We start from the raw sequence: 12662 nt of genomic DNA on the forward strand, positions 1-12662 counted from the left end.
TGCACATAAAACTAAGCAACCTTATAGACTTGGCGTGTCACTGATCTCGAATCGGAGGGAACGTCCATGGAATACAACGGAAGCCCCACTGAAAGGGCAATTCCTGCCGGAGAACTCGACCGGCGCCACGTGGGTCAATCGGTTAGCTTTCAACCAAATGACTTCACAGTTGTCTTCGGCACCATCGCAGGCATCGCCCGGACTGAGGCCCTCGTCTATCTGTCTCTCGACGGAGTCGGCGGCGGAACGCATCTGAAGGATGAATACGACCTGTCGATCGACCACAAGGTCTATCTCCAGCTCGACCCCTTGGGAAGCGCAGAAAAGGGTCTTTCCGAGGCAGCAAGCTTCGTGAAAGAGAAGTTGGATGAGATCACCCGGAACATCAGGGAGCGTGAACAGGGGAAGCCTGGGCAGTAATCCCTGCGCATTGAAAAAGGCCAGCCCCATCCTCGCGGATGGGGCTGGCCTTCTCAGTATGTGCCCAGGGGCTTAGACGCCGTAGTAGAGCTCGAACTCGTAGGGGTTCGGGCGGAGCGACAGCGGGCGGATCTCGTTTTCGTACTTGTAGTCAATCCAAGTATCGATGAGGTCCTGGGTGAAGACGCCGCCGGCCTGCAGGAACTCGTTGTCCTCGCGCAGGGCCTCCAGGGCTTCTTCCAGGGAACCCGGAGCCTTGGGGATGTCCTTGGCTTCTTCGGCCGGGAGCTCGTAGAGGTCCTTGTCGATGGGAGCCGGGGGTTCGATGCGGTTGCGGATGCCGTCGATTCCGGCCATCAGCTGTGCGGCGAACGCCAGGTACGGGTTGGACGAGGGGTCCGGAGCACGGAACTCGATGCGCTTGGCCTTCGGGTTGGTGCCCGTGATCGGGATGCGGATACCGGCAGAGCGGTTGCCCTGCGAGTAAACCATGTTCACGGGAGCCTCGAAACCCTTGACCAGGCGGCGGTAGGAGTTGACGGTCGGGTTGGTGAACGCCAGAACTGCCGAGGAGTGCTTGAGCAGGCCGCCGATGTACCAACGGGCGGTGTCGGAGAGTCCTGCGTAGCCCTTCTCGTCGTAAAACAGGGGATCGCCGTTGCTCCACAGCGACTGGTGGCAGTGCATGCCGGAGCCGTTGTCGCCGAAGACGGGCTTCGGCATGAACGTCACGGACTTGCCCCAGGCGTCAGCGGTGTTCTTGATGACGTACTTGAACTTCTGCAGGTCATCAGCAGCTGCGGTCAGGGTGGTGAACTTGTAGTTGATCTCCGCCTGGCCGGCAGAACCAACTTCGTGGTGGGAACGCTCGACCTCGAGGCCGGCCTTGTCCAGCTCAACGCACATGGCGTCGCGGAGGTCAGCCTGCTTGTCGGTGGGGGACACCGGGAAGTAACCGCCCTTGACGGGGGTCTTGTAACCGAGGTTGCCGCCTTCTTCCTTGCGGCCCGTGTTCCAGTGTGCCTCTTCAGAGTCGATCTTGTAGAAGCTGCCCTGCGGGGAAGACTCGTACTGGATGTTGTCGAAGACGAAGAACTCGGCTTCCGGCGCGAAGAATGCGGTGTCGGCGATGCCTGTGGAAGCCAGGTAGGCCTCTGCCTTCTCGGCCACGCCACGGGGGTCGCGGTGGTAAGGGTCGCCCGTGCGGGGGTTCACGATGGAGAAGTTCAGGGCAAGGGTCTTCTCGATGCGGAAAGTGTCGATGAAGGCCGAGGTCACATCCGGGATGAGCTGCATGTCCGACTCGGCAATGCCCTGGAAGCCGCGGATGGAGGATCCGTCGAAGAGCTGGCCGTGGACGAAGAAGTCCAGGTCAACGCTCTTGGCAGGCACATTGAAGTGCTGCTGGACACCAGGAAGGTCGGTGAAGCGGATATCGACGAATTTGACGTCTTCGTCTTTGATGAACTTGAGGACTTCGTCCGCAGTCTTGAACATCTATGCTCCTTATGCATATCAAGTAACAGGCCCGGAAGGCCGCGTGGTGCAGCCCAGACCAGGACGCAGGAAACACAAAAAGGTCCCCTTGCCATGGTGGCTGGCAACTCATACCACCATAGGGAGGTGGGATTTCCCGGGGGTGTCAGTATTGTTTCCGGCAGGTTACAGAATCATCTGTTGTGTAAACGGTAGTCTGCTTTCCGGTGCCAGGTCCACGTGGGTCCGCTGGTCGAACACCCGGCCGGTTCGGACTCGTCCCGGGGCCTCCGCCCGGCATGCCCAACCATCCTCCAGCGGTAGGCTTGGAGGGTGGTAGATCGAAAAGACATTGGCTCCTGGTTGAGCGGTCCGGACACTTCCGGCATCTCCAAATATCCTGGTGAAAGGCTCGGCCTGCCCGAGTCCGGTCCTGGCTCCATGGCGCGTGCCGGGCGCCGGATCCTCGGCATCGTGATCGACTGGACCATCGCCTTGGTCATCAGCAACTTTGCCTTCGGCGGAAATCAGTGGGCAACGCTGGCCATTTTTGCCGTGGAACAGATCCTGCTGATCGGCACGTTGGGATACAGCGTGGGACACAGGATTGCCGGTATCCATGTGGTCCGCTTGGGCGGCGGTCCTGCAGGCCCGCTGGCCGCCGTAGTGCGAACCCTCCTGCTGTGCCTGGTCATACCGGCCGTTGTTTTCGATCCCGACCAACGCGGTCTTCACGACAAAGCCATGAACACCATCCTTATCCGCATGTGATTCCGCGGGGCCGGGCGGTGAAGACCGCCGGTTGTCCCCGGACCAACGACAAAACAAACCGCCCCCGCCTCTGTTACCCAGAGGCGGGGGCGGTTTTGCCTGGTTCAGGAATATCAGCGGCCGCGTGCGGCTTTGCGGTCGGGACGAGCTTTGTAGGGGTCGATGCCCTTGGGGATCGGGAGACGGTTGCCAAGGGAGTTGATGCGCTTGGAAACTGCGTTGACCTCAACCTTGGTCAGTTCGTTCTTCATCTTGCCCATGGTCTTAGCAAGTTTGTTGAGGGGGACCTGGCCCTCGCCGCGGCCTGACTCCAGGACGTGGATGGTGACGTTGGGGAGGATGCGCGTAAGGCGCTTGCGCTCCGCATCCACCAGCGTCTTCACGCGGTGGCTGGGTCCTTCGCTGACGAGAACGACGCCGGGACGTCCGATCGCCATGAAGACGGCATCCTGGGTGCGGGGGTTGACAGCAACCGGCTGATCCTGGGTGACCCACCCGCGCCGAAGCGTGCCCAATGCAGCACCGGAGGCGCCGGGCTGGTTCTCGATTTGCGCGAAGGCGGCTTTCTCCGCGCGACGGGAAAGGATAAAGACGGCTGCGAGAAGGCCCAAAGGAATACCGATGATCAGGCCGGTGACCCAGTTCTCCAACAGGAAGCCGATAAGGAAGGCAACGGCAACCACAGCGAGGAATGCCAGCAGCATGATCCAGACAACCTGGGGATCATTTCGCCGGGTCATCTTGAAGACTTCAGCGATCTGCTTCAGCTGGCTCGGCTTCTTGGCCTTGGCTTCCTTGGGCTTGCGCTGGAACAGCCCACGCTTGGGTGCGTCGGCCGAGGGGGTCGAATTGCTGGAATCAGAGGAGTTCGCCATAGTGCCTTAATTCTACGTGATGTACGTCGAAGGACCGGACGCCGTTACGTGGGGCATCCGGTCCTTCAGAACTGCTTGCTGTTACTTCTGTGTCGTTTGGGTTCTGTGCCGTTTTGGGCTAGCCGTGGGCGGCGAGGATGGTGGAGGCTTCCTGGCGGGTGGTGCCGGAGGACTCGATGTGTGCCAGGGCTTCGGGGATTTCCCAGCCCTTCTTCCGCATCGCGGTGGCCCACAAGCGGCCGGCCCGGTATGAGGACCGCACCAACGGCCCGGACATGACGCCGAGGAAGCCGATTTCTTCGGCTTCGTGCTGGAGGTCCACGAATTCCTGCGGCTTGACCCACCGGTCCACCGGCAAGTGCCGTTCGGACGGGCGAAGGTACTGGGTGATCGTGATCAGGTCACATCCGGCCTGGTGCAGGTCCCGCAGGGCTTCGGAGATTTCCTCCCGGGTCTCGCCCATGCCCAGGATCAGGTTCGACTTGGTCACCATGCCCAAATCCCGGCCCTGGGTGATGACATCCAGGGACCTCTCGTACCGGAACGCCGGGCGGATCCGCTTGAAAATCCTCGGCACGGTCTCGACGTTGTGGGCGAACACCTCGGGCTTGGAATCACAGATCGCCGCGATGTGCTCAGGCTTGCCGGAGAAGTCCGGGATCAGCAACTCCACCCCGGTGCCCGGGTTCAGTTCGTGGATCTTCCGGACCGTTTCGGCGTACAACCAGACACCCTCATCGGCCAGGTCATCACGGGCCACCCCGGTCACGGTGGCGTAGCGCAACTGCATCGCCTGGACACTCCGGGCCACCTTGGTGGGTTCGAACATGTCCACCGGGGAGGGCTTGCCGGTGTCGATCTGGCAGAAATCACAGCGCCGGGTGCACTCGGACCCGCCGATCAGGAACGTCGCTTCCTTGTCTTCCCAACACTCGAAAATGTTCGGGCAGCCGGCCTCTTCACAGACCGTGTGCAGGCCTTCCTTCTTCACCAGGTTCTTGAGCTGGACAAACTCAGGCCCCATCTGGACCTTGGCCTTGATCCACTCAGGCTTACGTTCAACCGGTACCGCAGAATTACGCTGCTCAACGCGCAGCAACTTACGGCCTTCAGGTGCCAAGGTCACTGGAGTGCTCCTTCGGGGGTGGAAACGAGTGCTTCTTCATGCTTGCGGAATTCTTCCACGAAGCGGTCAACGATATCGGCGGGATTGATGGTCCGGCCGGTTTCCAGCGTCATGGTGGTGACGCTGGCGTCAGTGATTCCACAGGCAATGATTTGGTCGTAGGGTGCCAGGTCATTGCTGCAGTTGATGGCGACGCCGTGCATGGTGACACCTTCCAGGACGCGGATGCCGATTGCGGCTATCTTCCGGTCCGGTCCCTTGTCGTCGGCAAGGATCCATACTCCCGCGCGGCCCTTGACGGTGACGGCTTTGATTCCGTAGTCGACCATGACGGCGATCATGATGGCCTCGAGGCGCTCGACGTAGTCGCGGATGCCGGCTCGGTTTTTCAGTTTGAGGATCGGGTAAGCGATCAGCTGACCGGGACCGTGCCACGTCAGTTTGCCGCCACGGTCCACGGGAACAACGGGGGTTCCATCGAAGGGCCGCTCGTGATCTTCCGTGAGCTTGCCGGCAGTGTAAACGGCGGCGTGCTCCAGAAGCAGGACGGTGCTGTTCTGCTCACCCGCAACAACTTTGTTGTGGATCTCGCGCTGCAGGTCCCAGCCCTGTACGTAGTCAACGAAATCCGGGGCAAGACCCAGTTGTGAAAACTCAAGAGTCATGCGTTCAAGCTTAGACCCAGCAGGGGATTGCCCATGGTTTTGTGGTGAAGCTCTCAGTCGCATCACGTGCTGTCGTGACAAGTGCGACAACGGCAAAAGTGCCGTGGCTGTGGATAACTTCTGCAGAGAATCGCAAGGTCCGGTAGACCTGATCCATGGAAACTCTGGAAACCGCCAATGCCGTGGCACCCCTGCTTCCGGGCTACGAAATTTCCCGACTCCTGGGTCAGGGCAGCAGCTCCGACGTCTGGCTCGTCAACCGGCTCAGCGACCGGGCCCTGTTGGCGGTCAAATGTCCGCGTGGAGAAGTGCAGGCTGAAGACTTGGGGAGCGCCGCCCGCGAGGTCACGCTGCTGTCGCACCTGGTGCACCAACATCTTGTGCGCATCCACGAGGTCCTCCCAGCGGATGATGGTTCCGGCGGGACGGCCGGGATCGTTATGGATTACGCCGCAGGGGGATCGCTGGCGAACCTGGTGCCGGGGAGGAAACGGTTGAGCGTTGGCGAAACAGTGACGGTGCTGACGCCCATTGCACAGGCGTTGGACTATTTGCACCTCAACGGCATCGTGCACGGTGACGTTTCGCCGGGAAACGTCCTGTTCACAGCGGTGGGCATGCCGGTCCTGGCGGATCTGGGCCTTGCAGTGAGGGTGGGGGATACGCATCAGAACCTTGATGCCGGAACCACGGGATTCAAGGATCCGTTCAGCCCGGTATCCACGCATGGGACCTCAGAACATGGGTTGCAGCCGCAACGGGACGTGTACTCCTTGGCGGCAGTCGGCTGGTACTGCCTGACCGGCGTCGTACCCGGGCCGCCCCAGGTGAGGCCACCATTGTCAATGCTGGTTCCTGACGTGCCGAAAGGCTTGGCCGCAGCCCTTGAGGCCGGGTTGGCACCGGACCCGCAGATGCGGCCGACGGCAAAGGAGTTCGGCACGGCTATCTTCAGGAGTGCTGCCCCGGAGACCCTTGACCTGTCCGGAGCGGTGCATGATTCCGTGATTCCTGAGTTGCTCACCCGGCGCGAAGTGCACGGTCGTCAGGCACGCCGGGCAAGCCGTGGGCACTCTTGGATGCGCAGGCTCCTGCCGTTGCCCCGGGTGGAGGGACAATCAGGAGCCCGACGGCCCGGTACCTCCAGGAGCGTCCTGGCTGTCCGCGTGGCTCTGGTGGGGGTGGGCGGCACGCTGATCGGCGTCATGGCTTGGAACCTGTGGCAAGGGGGTGGTCTCGAGCCAAGGAGTTTCCAGGCTGAGCCAACGGCCAGCCCGTCTGCCGGTCCCGGTCCATCCATGGAGCCTGCAAAGGCGGATGATCTTCCGGAAGGGCTCGCCGGAGCCCTCACAGCCGATGATCCAGAGGTCGCTGTGGGTGCCCTCTCAGCTGTTCGTGACTTCGCGCTGAGGGAAGGACGGCTCCAACTGCTGGACCTGGTCAATGCCCAAGGTTCCCCGGCTGCGGAGTCGGATCACGGGCTTCGCGAACAGCTGCGGCTGTCCGGCACGACGTTCGGGGGGTTCACTACTGAACTGTCGGGAGCATCGGTTGGCGCATCACCGGAAGTGGACCGCGTACAGGTAGACGTCACGGCCACCATCTCGGCTTATGAGGAACGTGATGCGTCGGGCGCGGTGGTCCGGACGCAAACGGCCGGCGCGTCCCAAGCCCTTCGCCTGACCTTGATCCGTGCGGATGGACGCTGGTGGCTTTCGGAAGTAACCGGGCCGGGCAAATGACCGCATCACGGCCGGCCGTCCGGGAACCCTGCTGCGCTTAGTGGTCAGTGTCCCTACGCAGCCACTCCATGGCTTCGGCCAGGGACGGGTGTTGCCAGTGGAAGCCTGCTTCGGCCAGGCGGGAGGGCTCCATACGTTGGTTGGCCAGCACGAGTTCATCCGCCAGCTTCCCCAGGACAAGACGCAGGGCAGGGCGGGGCACCCGGCAAAACGCCGGCCGGTGATACGCCTTCGCCAGCGCCTTCACGATCGTGTTGACGTCAGCACTTTCCGGGGCGCAAACGTTGACCGGACCTTCGAGTCCGGACCTCAGGAGGAAAGCGAGGGCAGCCGCCTCGTCCTGCAGGGTGATCCATGGCCAGTACTGGCGTCCGTTCCCGAAAGGACCTCCGAGCCCAAGCTTCAACAGGGGGAGCAGGGGCCCCAACGCTCCGCCCGCGGAACTCAACACAACACCCGTTCGGGGAGTCACTACCCGGACGCCCGCCGGTGCCGTCATGGCAGCGCCTTCCCACTCGACGCAGAGCGGGCCCAGCACGCCGCCGCCGGCGGGCGAATCCTCGCGGAGGACGCCTGTACTGTCCGCTCCGTAATAACCGGAGGCGGATTGGCTGATGAAGGCAGCGGGCGGCTTGGCAAGGCGCCCCATGGCCGCGGTCAGCGTGTGCGTGGTTTGCAGTCTGGAATCGCGGAGGACTTCGATCCGCTTCTTCGTCCATGGCCGGTCCCCGATGCCGGCGCCGGAGAGGTTGACCACAGCATCCACGCCATCCAGGACTGCTTCGTCCAGCTCGCCCTTGGCGGGGTCCCAGGTGAATTCACCGGGCGTGGCGGCGGGCCGGCGCACAAGCCGGACAACCTCATCGCCCTGGGCGGCCAATTGCCCGGCCAGGGCGGTTCCAATCATTCCTGAAGCTCCGGACATCACGATGCGCATGACCCATCTCACCATAAGGCCAACGTCTGGCGGAAACGCCTGTCATTGCCGCCGAGGGCAGGTGCCTCTTGACTATGATCGAACAATGACCTCCTCCAGCTACCTCCGTTTCCCGCATGTGCACGGCGATCTGGTCACTTTCGTGGCCGAAGACGACGTCTGGGTCGCACCGCTCCAAGGGGGCCGCGCCTGGCGGGTCTCCTCCCAGCAGCTTCAAGCAAGGAACCCGCGGTTCACCCCGGATGGAAAACGGTTGGTGTGGACGGTCGTGGTGGGAACGTCCCCGGAAGTCGTCACGGCCAACGTCGACGGCGGAGGGTACCGGCAGCTGAGCTACTTCGGGCACAGCACCACGAAAGTCAAGGGATTCACTCCGGCGGGCCACGTAGTGGTTACCAGTGCCTTCCAGCAGGCGGAAAGCCGCCACACGCACGCCTACAGCCTCCCGCTCGACGGCGGCGCCGCCGTCGAACTTCCTTTTGGTCCGGTAGAGGCTGTTGCTTTCGGGCCGGAGATCGGCGACGAGAAGCCGGTGGTTCTGGCGAGCGTTCTTTCCCGCGAACCCGCCTGGTGGAAGCGTTACCGTGGCGGCACTGCCGGCAAGCTGTGGATCGACGCCGACGGCAACGGTGAGTTTGAACGGCTGATTCCGGAAATTGATGGAAACGTCACCGACCCCTTGTGGGTCAAGGGCAGGATCGCTTTCCTGTCGGACCACGAAGGTTACGGCAATCTCTATTCAGTCCTTCCCGATGGCTCCGGTTTGCTGCGGCACACGGATCACGAAGACTTCTATGTCCGGCACGCCAGCACGGACGGCCAGCGGGTCGTCTTCGAGTCTGCCGGCGAGCTGTGGGTCCTTCCTTCCCTCGATGCTGAGGCGCAGCCGGCCAAGCTGGAGATCTCGCTCGGCTCAGCTTCACCGGCGCGCCGTCCCGCACCCCTCAAGGCTTCCGCGCACCTCGGCGATGTCTTCCCGAATGCCGGAGGCACGGCCAGCGCCGTGGAAGCGCACGGCACCATTCACTGGCTTCGGCACAAGGACGGCCCCTCGCGGGTGGTGGAGGCCACGCCCGGTGTCCGCGCACGCCTGCCCCGTCCGCTCACCGACGGCAGGATCGCCTACGTGGCGGACCACGGGGGAGTCGAAGCGCTTTACATCAAGCGCATTGCGGCACGGCTGACTGCCTCGGTGGAGGTATCCAAGGATGCTGAGGCGCCGGCGCCGGCGCCGGCGAAGGAAGACGATTCCCTGCCGAAGCCGGTTTCCGCCTCAAACGTTTTGGGACAACCGAAATCGGCCGGGGAGGCAGCCGCACCGGTAACGCTTTCCGTCGCCAACGCCGACACTCCTGCCAACGCTGCGCCCTCGCCCGACACGGCCGCCGGCGTCTCTACCTCTGATGCAGTTCCTTCGCCTGAGGACGCCGCCCAGCTCCGCATCGACTTTCCGCAGCCCACTCGAACCAGCGCTTTGGAGCCGAGCCCTGATGGCCGCTGGATCGCCGTCGGGACCTCCTTTGGTGATGTTTTCGTCGCTGATACGTCGACCGGGAAGCTGGTCAAGCTCGTCAGTGTGGGCGATGGCAGCATCGAGCAGTTCGCGTGGTCGGGCGACTCGCAGTGGCTCGCCTGGTCCGAACCGGTCACGTCCTTTGGCTCACGCAGCAAGTTGAGGATTGCCCGCCCAGGCGAGCCCAGCCCGGGCATCATTGATGTCACTGACGGCCGCTTCTGCGACGAATGGCCGAGGTTCACCCCGGACGGCAAATTCCTGGCATTCCTGTCCAACCGGAGTTTCGACCCCGTCTACGACGGTCACTCCTTCGACCTCTCCTTCCCCAGCCCCATCAAGCCGTACATGGTGGCGCTGGCGGCGGATACGCCGTCGCCGTTCGGACCCTCGGTAGACACACTTGAGGATGCGCCGCTGGATGCCGGAAAGTCCGACGACGGCGACATCCCGGACGTGCGCGTGGATGCCGAAGGACTGGCCCACAGGGTCATCACCGTTCCGGTTCCGCAGGGTAACTATTCCCACCTCGCCGTCGGCGAGGGCGCACTGCTGTGGTTGGACACTGAACTTTCAGGCGTTACCGGCGAGGGCAAAGGCACGCCCCAGGATAAGAAGTCTGCGCCATCCTTGGTGCGTTATGACCTCGCCAAGCGCAAGTCCACCACCATCGTTCCTGCAGTGGACAGCTACCGGCTATCCGGTGACCTGCGTCGGGTGGTTTACATCCTGGACAAGAGCGTCACCTCGGTGCCCGCCGATAGCAAGGTGGAGGAGGATTCGGCAGAACGCGTGAAAGTGGAGCTTAACAGGATCCGCGTGACCCTCGACCCGGTCGCGGCCTGGGGACAGGCATTCGATGAAGCCTGGAGGTTGCAGCGCGACTTCTTCTGGACCGCGGACATGGCAGGCCAGGACTGGGACTCCGTCTACAAGAGGTACCGGCCGATCGTGGACCGCCTCGGCTCCCATGACGACCTCGTTGACCTGCTGTGGGAGCTCCACGGCGAGTTGGGAACCTCGCACGCCTACGTGCGTCCGGCAGCCGTCAACGAACCGGGGCGGAATGGCCAGGGGCGGCTGGGTGCCGAGCTGCAGCTCAGTAGCAAGGGTTGGGAAATCACCCGGATCCTCGCAGGGGAATCATCGGATCCGTTGGCTACCTCGCCCTTAACGCGACCCGGTGTGGACGCGAAGGTGGGCGACGTGCTCCTGGCTGTTGACGGCGTCGGGCTTTCGGCAGCCTTGACGCCGGCGATGCAGCTGGTGGGCGCAGCAGGACGGACTGTGGAGCTGACGCTTCTGAACGGTGACGGACACGGCGGTTCCGCTGGCGCGCAGCGACGTGTGGCAGTGGTTCCCATCCGTGATGAGGAACGGCTCCGCTACCAGGACTGGGTGCGTGCGAACCGCAGGACCGTCCGTGAAGCTTCCAATGGCAAGTTCGGTTACCTCCACGTCCCCGACATGATGGCCAACGGCTGGGCCCAGCTCCACCGTGACCTGGATACCGAAACGGCACTCGACGGACTGATCGTGGACGTTCGCCGCAACCGCGGTGGACACACCTCGCAACTGGTCGCCGAGCTGATTGGACGCAAGGTGACCGGCTGGAGCATGCCGCGCGGCGAGAAGCCCCGGACCTACCCGGACCATGCACCCCGCGGACCTGTCATCATCCTGACCGACGAATTTGCCGGTTCCGATGGCGACATCATCACGCAGGTCTCAAAACTCAGGGGCATCGGGCCCGTCATCGGGACCCGGACCTGGGGTGGCGTGGTGGGAATCGACAACCGCTTCTCGCTGGCCGACGGTACGGGCGTCACGCAGCCCCGCTACGCCACTTGGTTCAGCGGCGGAATCGGCTGGGACGTTGAGAACCGGGGCGTTGAGCCTGACATCGAAGTACTTTTCCCGCCGCACGCGTACGCAGCCGGCACGGATCCCCAGCTCGAGTACGGTATCGGTGCACTCAAGGAAATGATCCAGGAGCTGCCTACCGACCGGCCCCCGCTGCGCGAAGGCTACCGGAAGCTGCGGCCGGAGCCGTTGCCTTCACGGCCACAGGCCCGGAAGTAGAGAGCCCGGTAAGCACAAAGAACCCCGTCACCAGCTGGTGACGGGGTTCTTTTGCATCAAGCGCGGGGGGTGCTGGCCCCTCTGCAATACGCGCTTGCTGTGGCTACTCGGCGAGTGTTGCGTCCAAGGTGATTTCGATGCTGGCCAGCGCGCCCGAAACGGGGCAACCCGTCTTCGCGTCCTCGGAGATACGGCGGAAATCCTCTTGGGAAAGACCCGGAACCTTGGCGGTCATCGTCAGGTGGCTGCCGGTGATGCCGGTGCCCGGAACGAAGGTCACGTCGGCCTTGGTGTTGACTTCCTCGGCGGTGAATCCTTCACCGGCCAGGGCGTGGCTGAAGGCCATGGAGAAGCACGCGGAGTGGGCTGCAGCGATCAGTTCTTCCGGGCTGGTCTTGCCGCCGGACTGCTCCGTGCGGGCCTTCCAGGTGACATCGAACGTACCCAGGCCGGAGCTGTCCAGCGTTGTGTTTCCAGCGCCCTCAATGAGGTTGCCGTTCCATACCGTGTGTGCGGTGCGTGTTGCTGCCATGTCCACTCCTTGGGTCGTTGTATTCCGGCACCCGGCCTCCGCCGCGTGCCACCGCTTTCAATCCTAGGGATTCGGTCCAAGGACTGCACGGTCATTCCGCTGTCGGTGGATTGTGACCCCCTAAACTGGCGCCATGGATACAAAAGAACACGTAACCGGCGTGCCACGCCGAGGCCCAAGAATCGCGTCGATCATGGTCAATGCCGTGGATGCGGCCCGACTCTCCGCTTTCTGGTCTGAACTGCTGGACATGCCCGTTTCAGCGGAGCACGAAGGGTTTATCTGGCTGCGTCCAGCCGAACCGGGTCTTCCCCAACTGGCGTTCCAGCAGGTCAACGAACCTACCGAAGGACGGCGCCGGCTTCACCTGGACCTTCACGACGCCGATGCCGCTGCCTTGCGGCGAAAGGCGGAGTCCCTGGGCGCTACTTTCATTGAGGGGCACGACGTAGCGGATTTCCACTGGGACGTCATGCATGATCCTGAGGGAAACGAGTTCTGTATCGCCCAGGAGTAGCAGCGT

11 protein-coding genes are annotated in these 12662 nt (G+C 63.0%); 5 read left to right on the top strand and 6 right to left on the bottom strand.

Annotation, left to right across the window (positions count from 1 at the left end):
• Positions 1–66 precede the first annotated feature (66 nt).
• Positions 67–420 (top strand): hypothetical protein, encoded by a 354-nt coding sequence (locus ACNAOU_RS08740; protein ID WP_055977752.1) that lies wholly within the window; start codon positions 67–69, stop codon positions 418–420.
• Positions 421–492: 72 nt separating this feature from the next.
• Here the strand turns inward: ACNAOU_RS08740 and glnA are convergent, their stop codons facing one another.
• Positions 493–1917 (bottom strand): type I glutamate--ammonia ligase, encoded by a 1425-nt coding sequence (gene glnA / locus ACNAOU_RS08745; RefSeq protein ID WP_018779319.1) that lies wholly within the window; start codon positions 1915–1917, stop codon positions 493–495.
• A gap of 312 nt (positions 1918–2229) precedes the next feature.
• Between glnA and ACNAOU_RS08750 the strand changes: the two genes are divergently transcribed.
• Positions 2230–2667: an RDD family protein gene (locus tag ACNAOU_RS08750; RefSeq protein WP_055977749.1), complete on the top strand. Its 438-nt coding sequence runs from the start codon at positions 2230–2232 to the stop codon at positions 2665–2667.
• A 113-nt stretch (positions 2668–2780) separates the two neighbouring features.
• Here the strand turns inward: ACNAOU_RS08750 and ACNAOU_RS08755 are convergent, their stop codons facing one another.
• The 3 genes from ACNAOU_RS08755 to lipB form a co-directional block, all read right to left on the bottom strand.
• Positions 2781–3542, bottom strand: coding sequence for a DUF4191 domain-containing protein (locus tag ACNAOU_RS08755; RefSeq protein ID WP_018779321.1), 762 nt, complete (start codon positions 3540–3542; stop codon positions 2781–2783).
• A 118-nt stretch (positions 3543–3660) separates the two neighbouring features.
• Positions 3661–4668 (bottom strand): lipoyl synthase, encoded by a 1008-nt coding sequence (lipA, locus tag ACNAOU_RS08760; RefSeq protein WP_064722886.1) that lies wholly within the window; start codon positions 4666–4668, stop codon positions 3661–3663.
• Positions 4665–5333, bottom strand: a complete 669-nt coding sequence (gene lipB, locus ACNAOU_RS08765) for a lipoyl(octanoyl) transferase LipB (RefSeq protein WP_018778719.1) — start codon at positions 5331–5333, stop codon at positions 4665–4667. Before lipB ends, lipA begins: the two co-directional genes overlap by 4 nt.
• A gap of 155 nt (positions 5334–5488) precedes the next feature.
• Between lipB and ACNAOU_RS08770 the strand changes: the two genes are divergently transcribed.
• On the top strand, positions 5489–7075 hold the full coding sequence (locus tag ACNAOU_RS08770; RefSeq protein ID WP_422758433.1) for a serine/threonine protein kinase: 1587 nt from the start codon (positions 5489–5491) through the stop codon (positions 7073–7075).
• A gap of 37 nt (positions 7076–7112) precedes the next feature.
• On the opposite strand, the gene ACNAOU_RS08775 is transcribed toward ACNAOU_RS08770, so the two are convergent.
• Positions 7113–8012 (bottom strand): TIGR01777 family oxidoreductase, encoded by a 900-nt coding sequence (locus tag ACNAOU_RS08775; RefSeq protein WP_416428992.1) that lies wholly within the window; start codon positions 8010–8012, stop codon positions 7113–7115.
• A gap of 85 nt (positions 8013–8097) precedes the next feature.
• Here ACNAOU_RS08775 and ACNAOU_RS08780 point away from each other — a divergent pair, with 85 nt between their 5' ends.
• Entirely contained in the window at positions 8098–11607 is a 3510-nt protein-coding gene (locus tag ACNAOU_RS08780) for a S41 family peptidase (protein ID WP_422758434.1), read from the top strand.
• 103 nt (positions 11608–11710) lie between these two features.
• Here the strand turns inward: ACNAOU_RS08780 and ACNAOU_RS08785 are convergent, their stop codons facing one another.
• A complete protein-coding gene (locus tag ACNAOU_RS08785; RefSeq protein ID WP_018778715.1) occupies positions 11711–12139 on the bottom strand; it encodes an OsmC family protein in 429 nt (142 codons plus the stop codon).
• Positions 12140–12272: 133 nt separating this feature from the next.
• Here ACNAOU_RS08785 and ACNAOU_RS08790 point away from each other — a divergent pair, with 133 nt between their 5' ends.
• Positions 12273–12656, top strand: coding sequence for a VOC family protein (locus tag ACNAOU_RS08790; protein ID WP_422758435.1), 384 nt, complete (start codon positions 12273–12275; stop codon positions 12654–12656).
• Positions 12657–12662: the final 6 nt, after the last annotated feature.

Origin of the sequence: Paenarthrobacter sp. C1 (assembly GCF_049315185.1) — a bacterium.
GTDB classification, from domain to species: domain Bacteria; phylum Actinomycetota; class Actinomycetes; order Actinomycetales; family Micrococcaceae; genus Arthrobacter; species Arthrobacter nicotinovorans.

What these genes read in the sequence shown, in the direction of transcription:
- glnA (WP_018779319.1), bottom strand. Translation starts at nt 1,917, where the DNA reads ATGTTCAAGACTGCGGACGAAGTCCTCAAGTTCATCAAAGACGAAGAC.
- ACNAOU_RS08785 (WP_018778715.1), bottom strand. Translation starts at nt 12,139, where the DNA reads ATGGCAGCAACACGCACCGCACACACGGTATGGAACGGCAACCTCATT.
- ACNAOU_RS08755 (WP_018779321.1), bottom strand. Translation starts at nt 3,542, where the DNA reads ATGGCGAACTCCTCTGATTCCAGCAATTCGACCCCCTCGGCCGACGCA.
- ACNAOU_RS08790 (WP_422758435.1), top strand. Translation starts at nt 12,273, where the DNA reads ATGGATACAAAAGAACACGTAACCGGCGTGCCACGCCGAGGCCCAAGA.
- ACNAOU_RS08740 (WP_055977752.1), top strand. Translation starts at nt 67, where the DNA reads ATGGAATACAACGGAAGCCCCACTGAAAGGGCAATTCCTGCCGGAGAA.
- lipB (WP_018778719.1), bottom strand. Translation starts at nt 5,333, where the DNA reads ATGACTCTTGAGTTTTCACAACTGGGTCTTGCCCCGGATTTCGTTGAC.
- ACNAOU_RS08770 (WP_422758433.1), top strand. Translation starts at nt 5,489, where the DNA reads ATGGAAACTCTGGAAACCGCCAATGCCGTGGCACCCCTGCTTCCGGGC.
- ACNAOU_RS08775 (WP_416428992.1), bottom strand. Translation starts at nt 8,012, where the DNA reads ATGCGCATCGTGATGTCCGGAGCTTCAGGAATGATTGGAACCGCCCTG.
- ACNAOU_RS08780 (WP_422758434.1), top strand. Translation starts at nt 8,098, where the DNA reads ATGACCTCCTCCAGCTACCTCCGTTTCCCGCATGTGCACGGCGATCTG.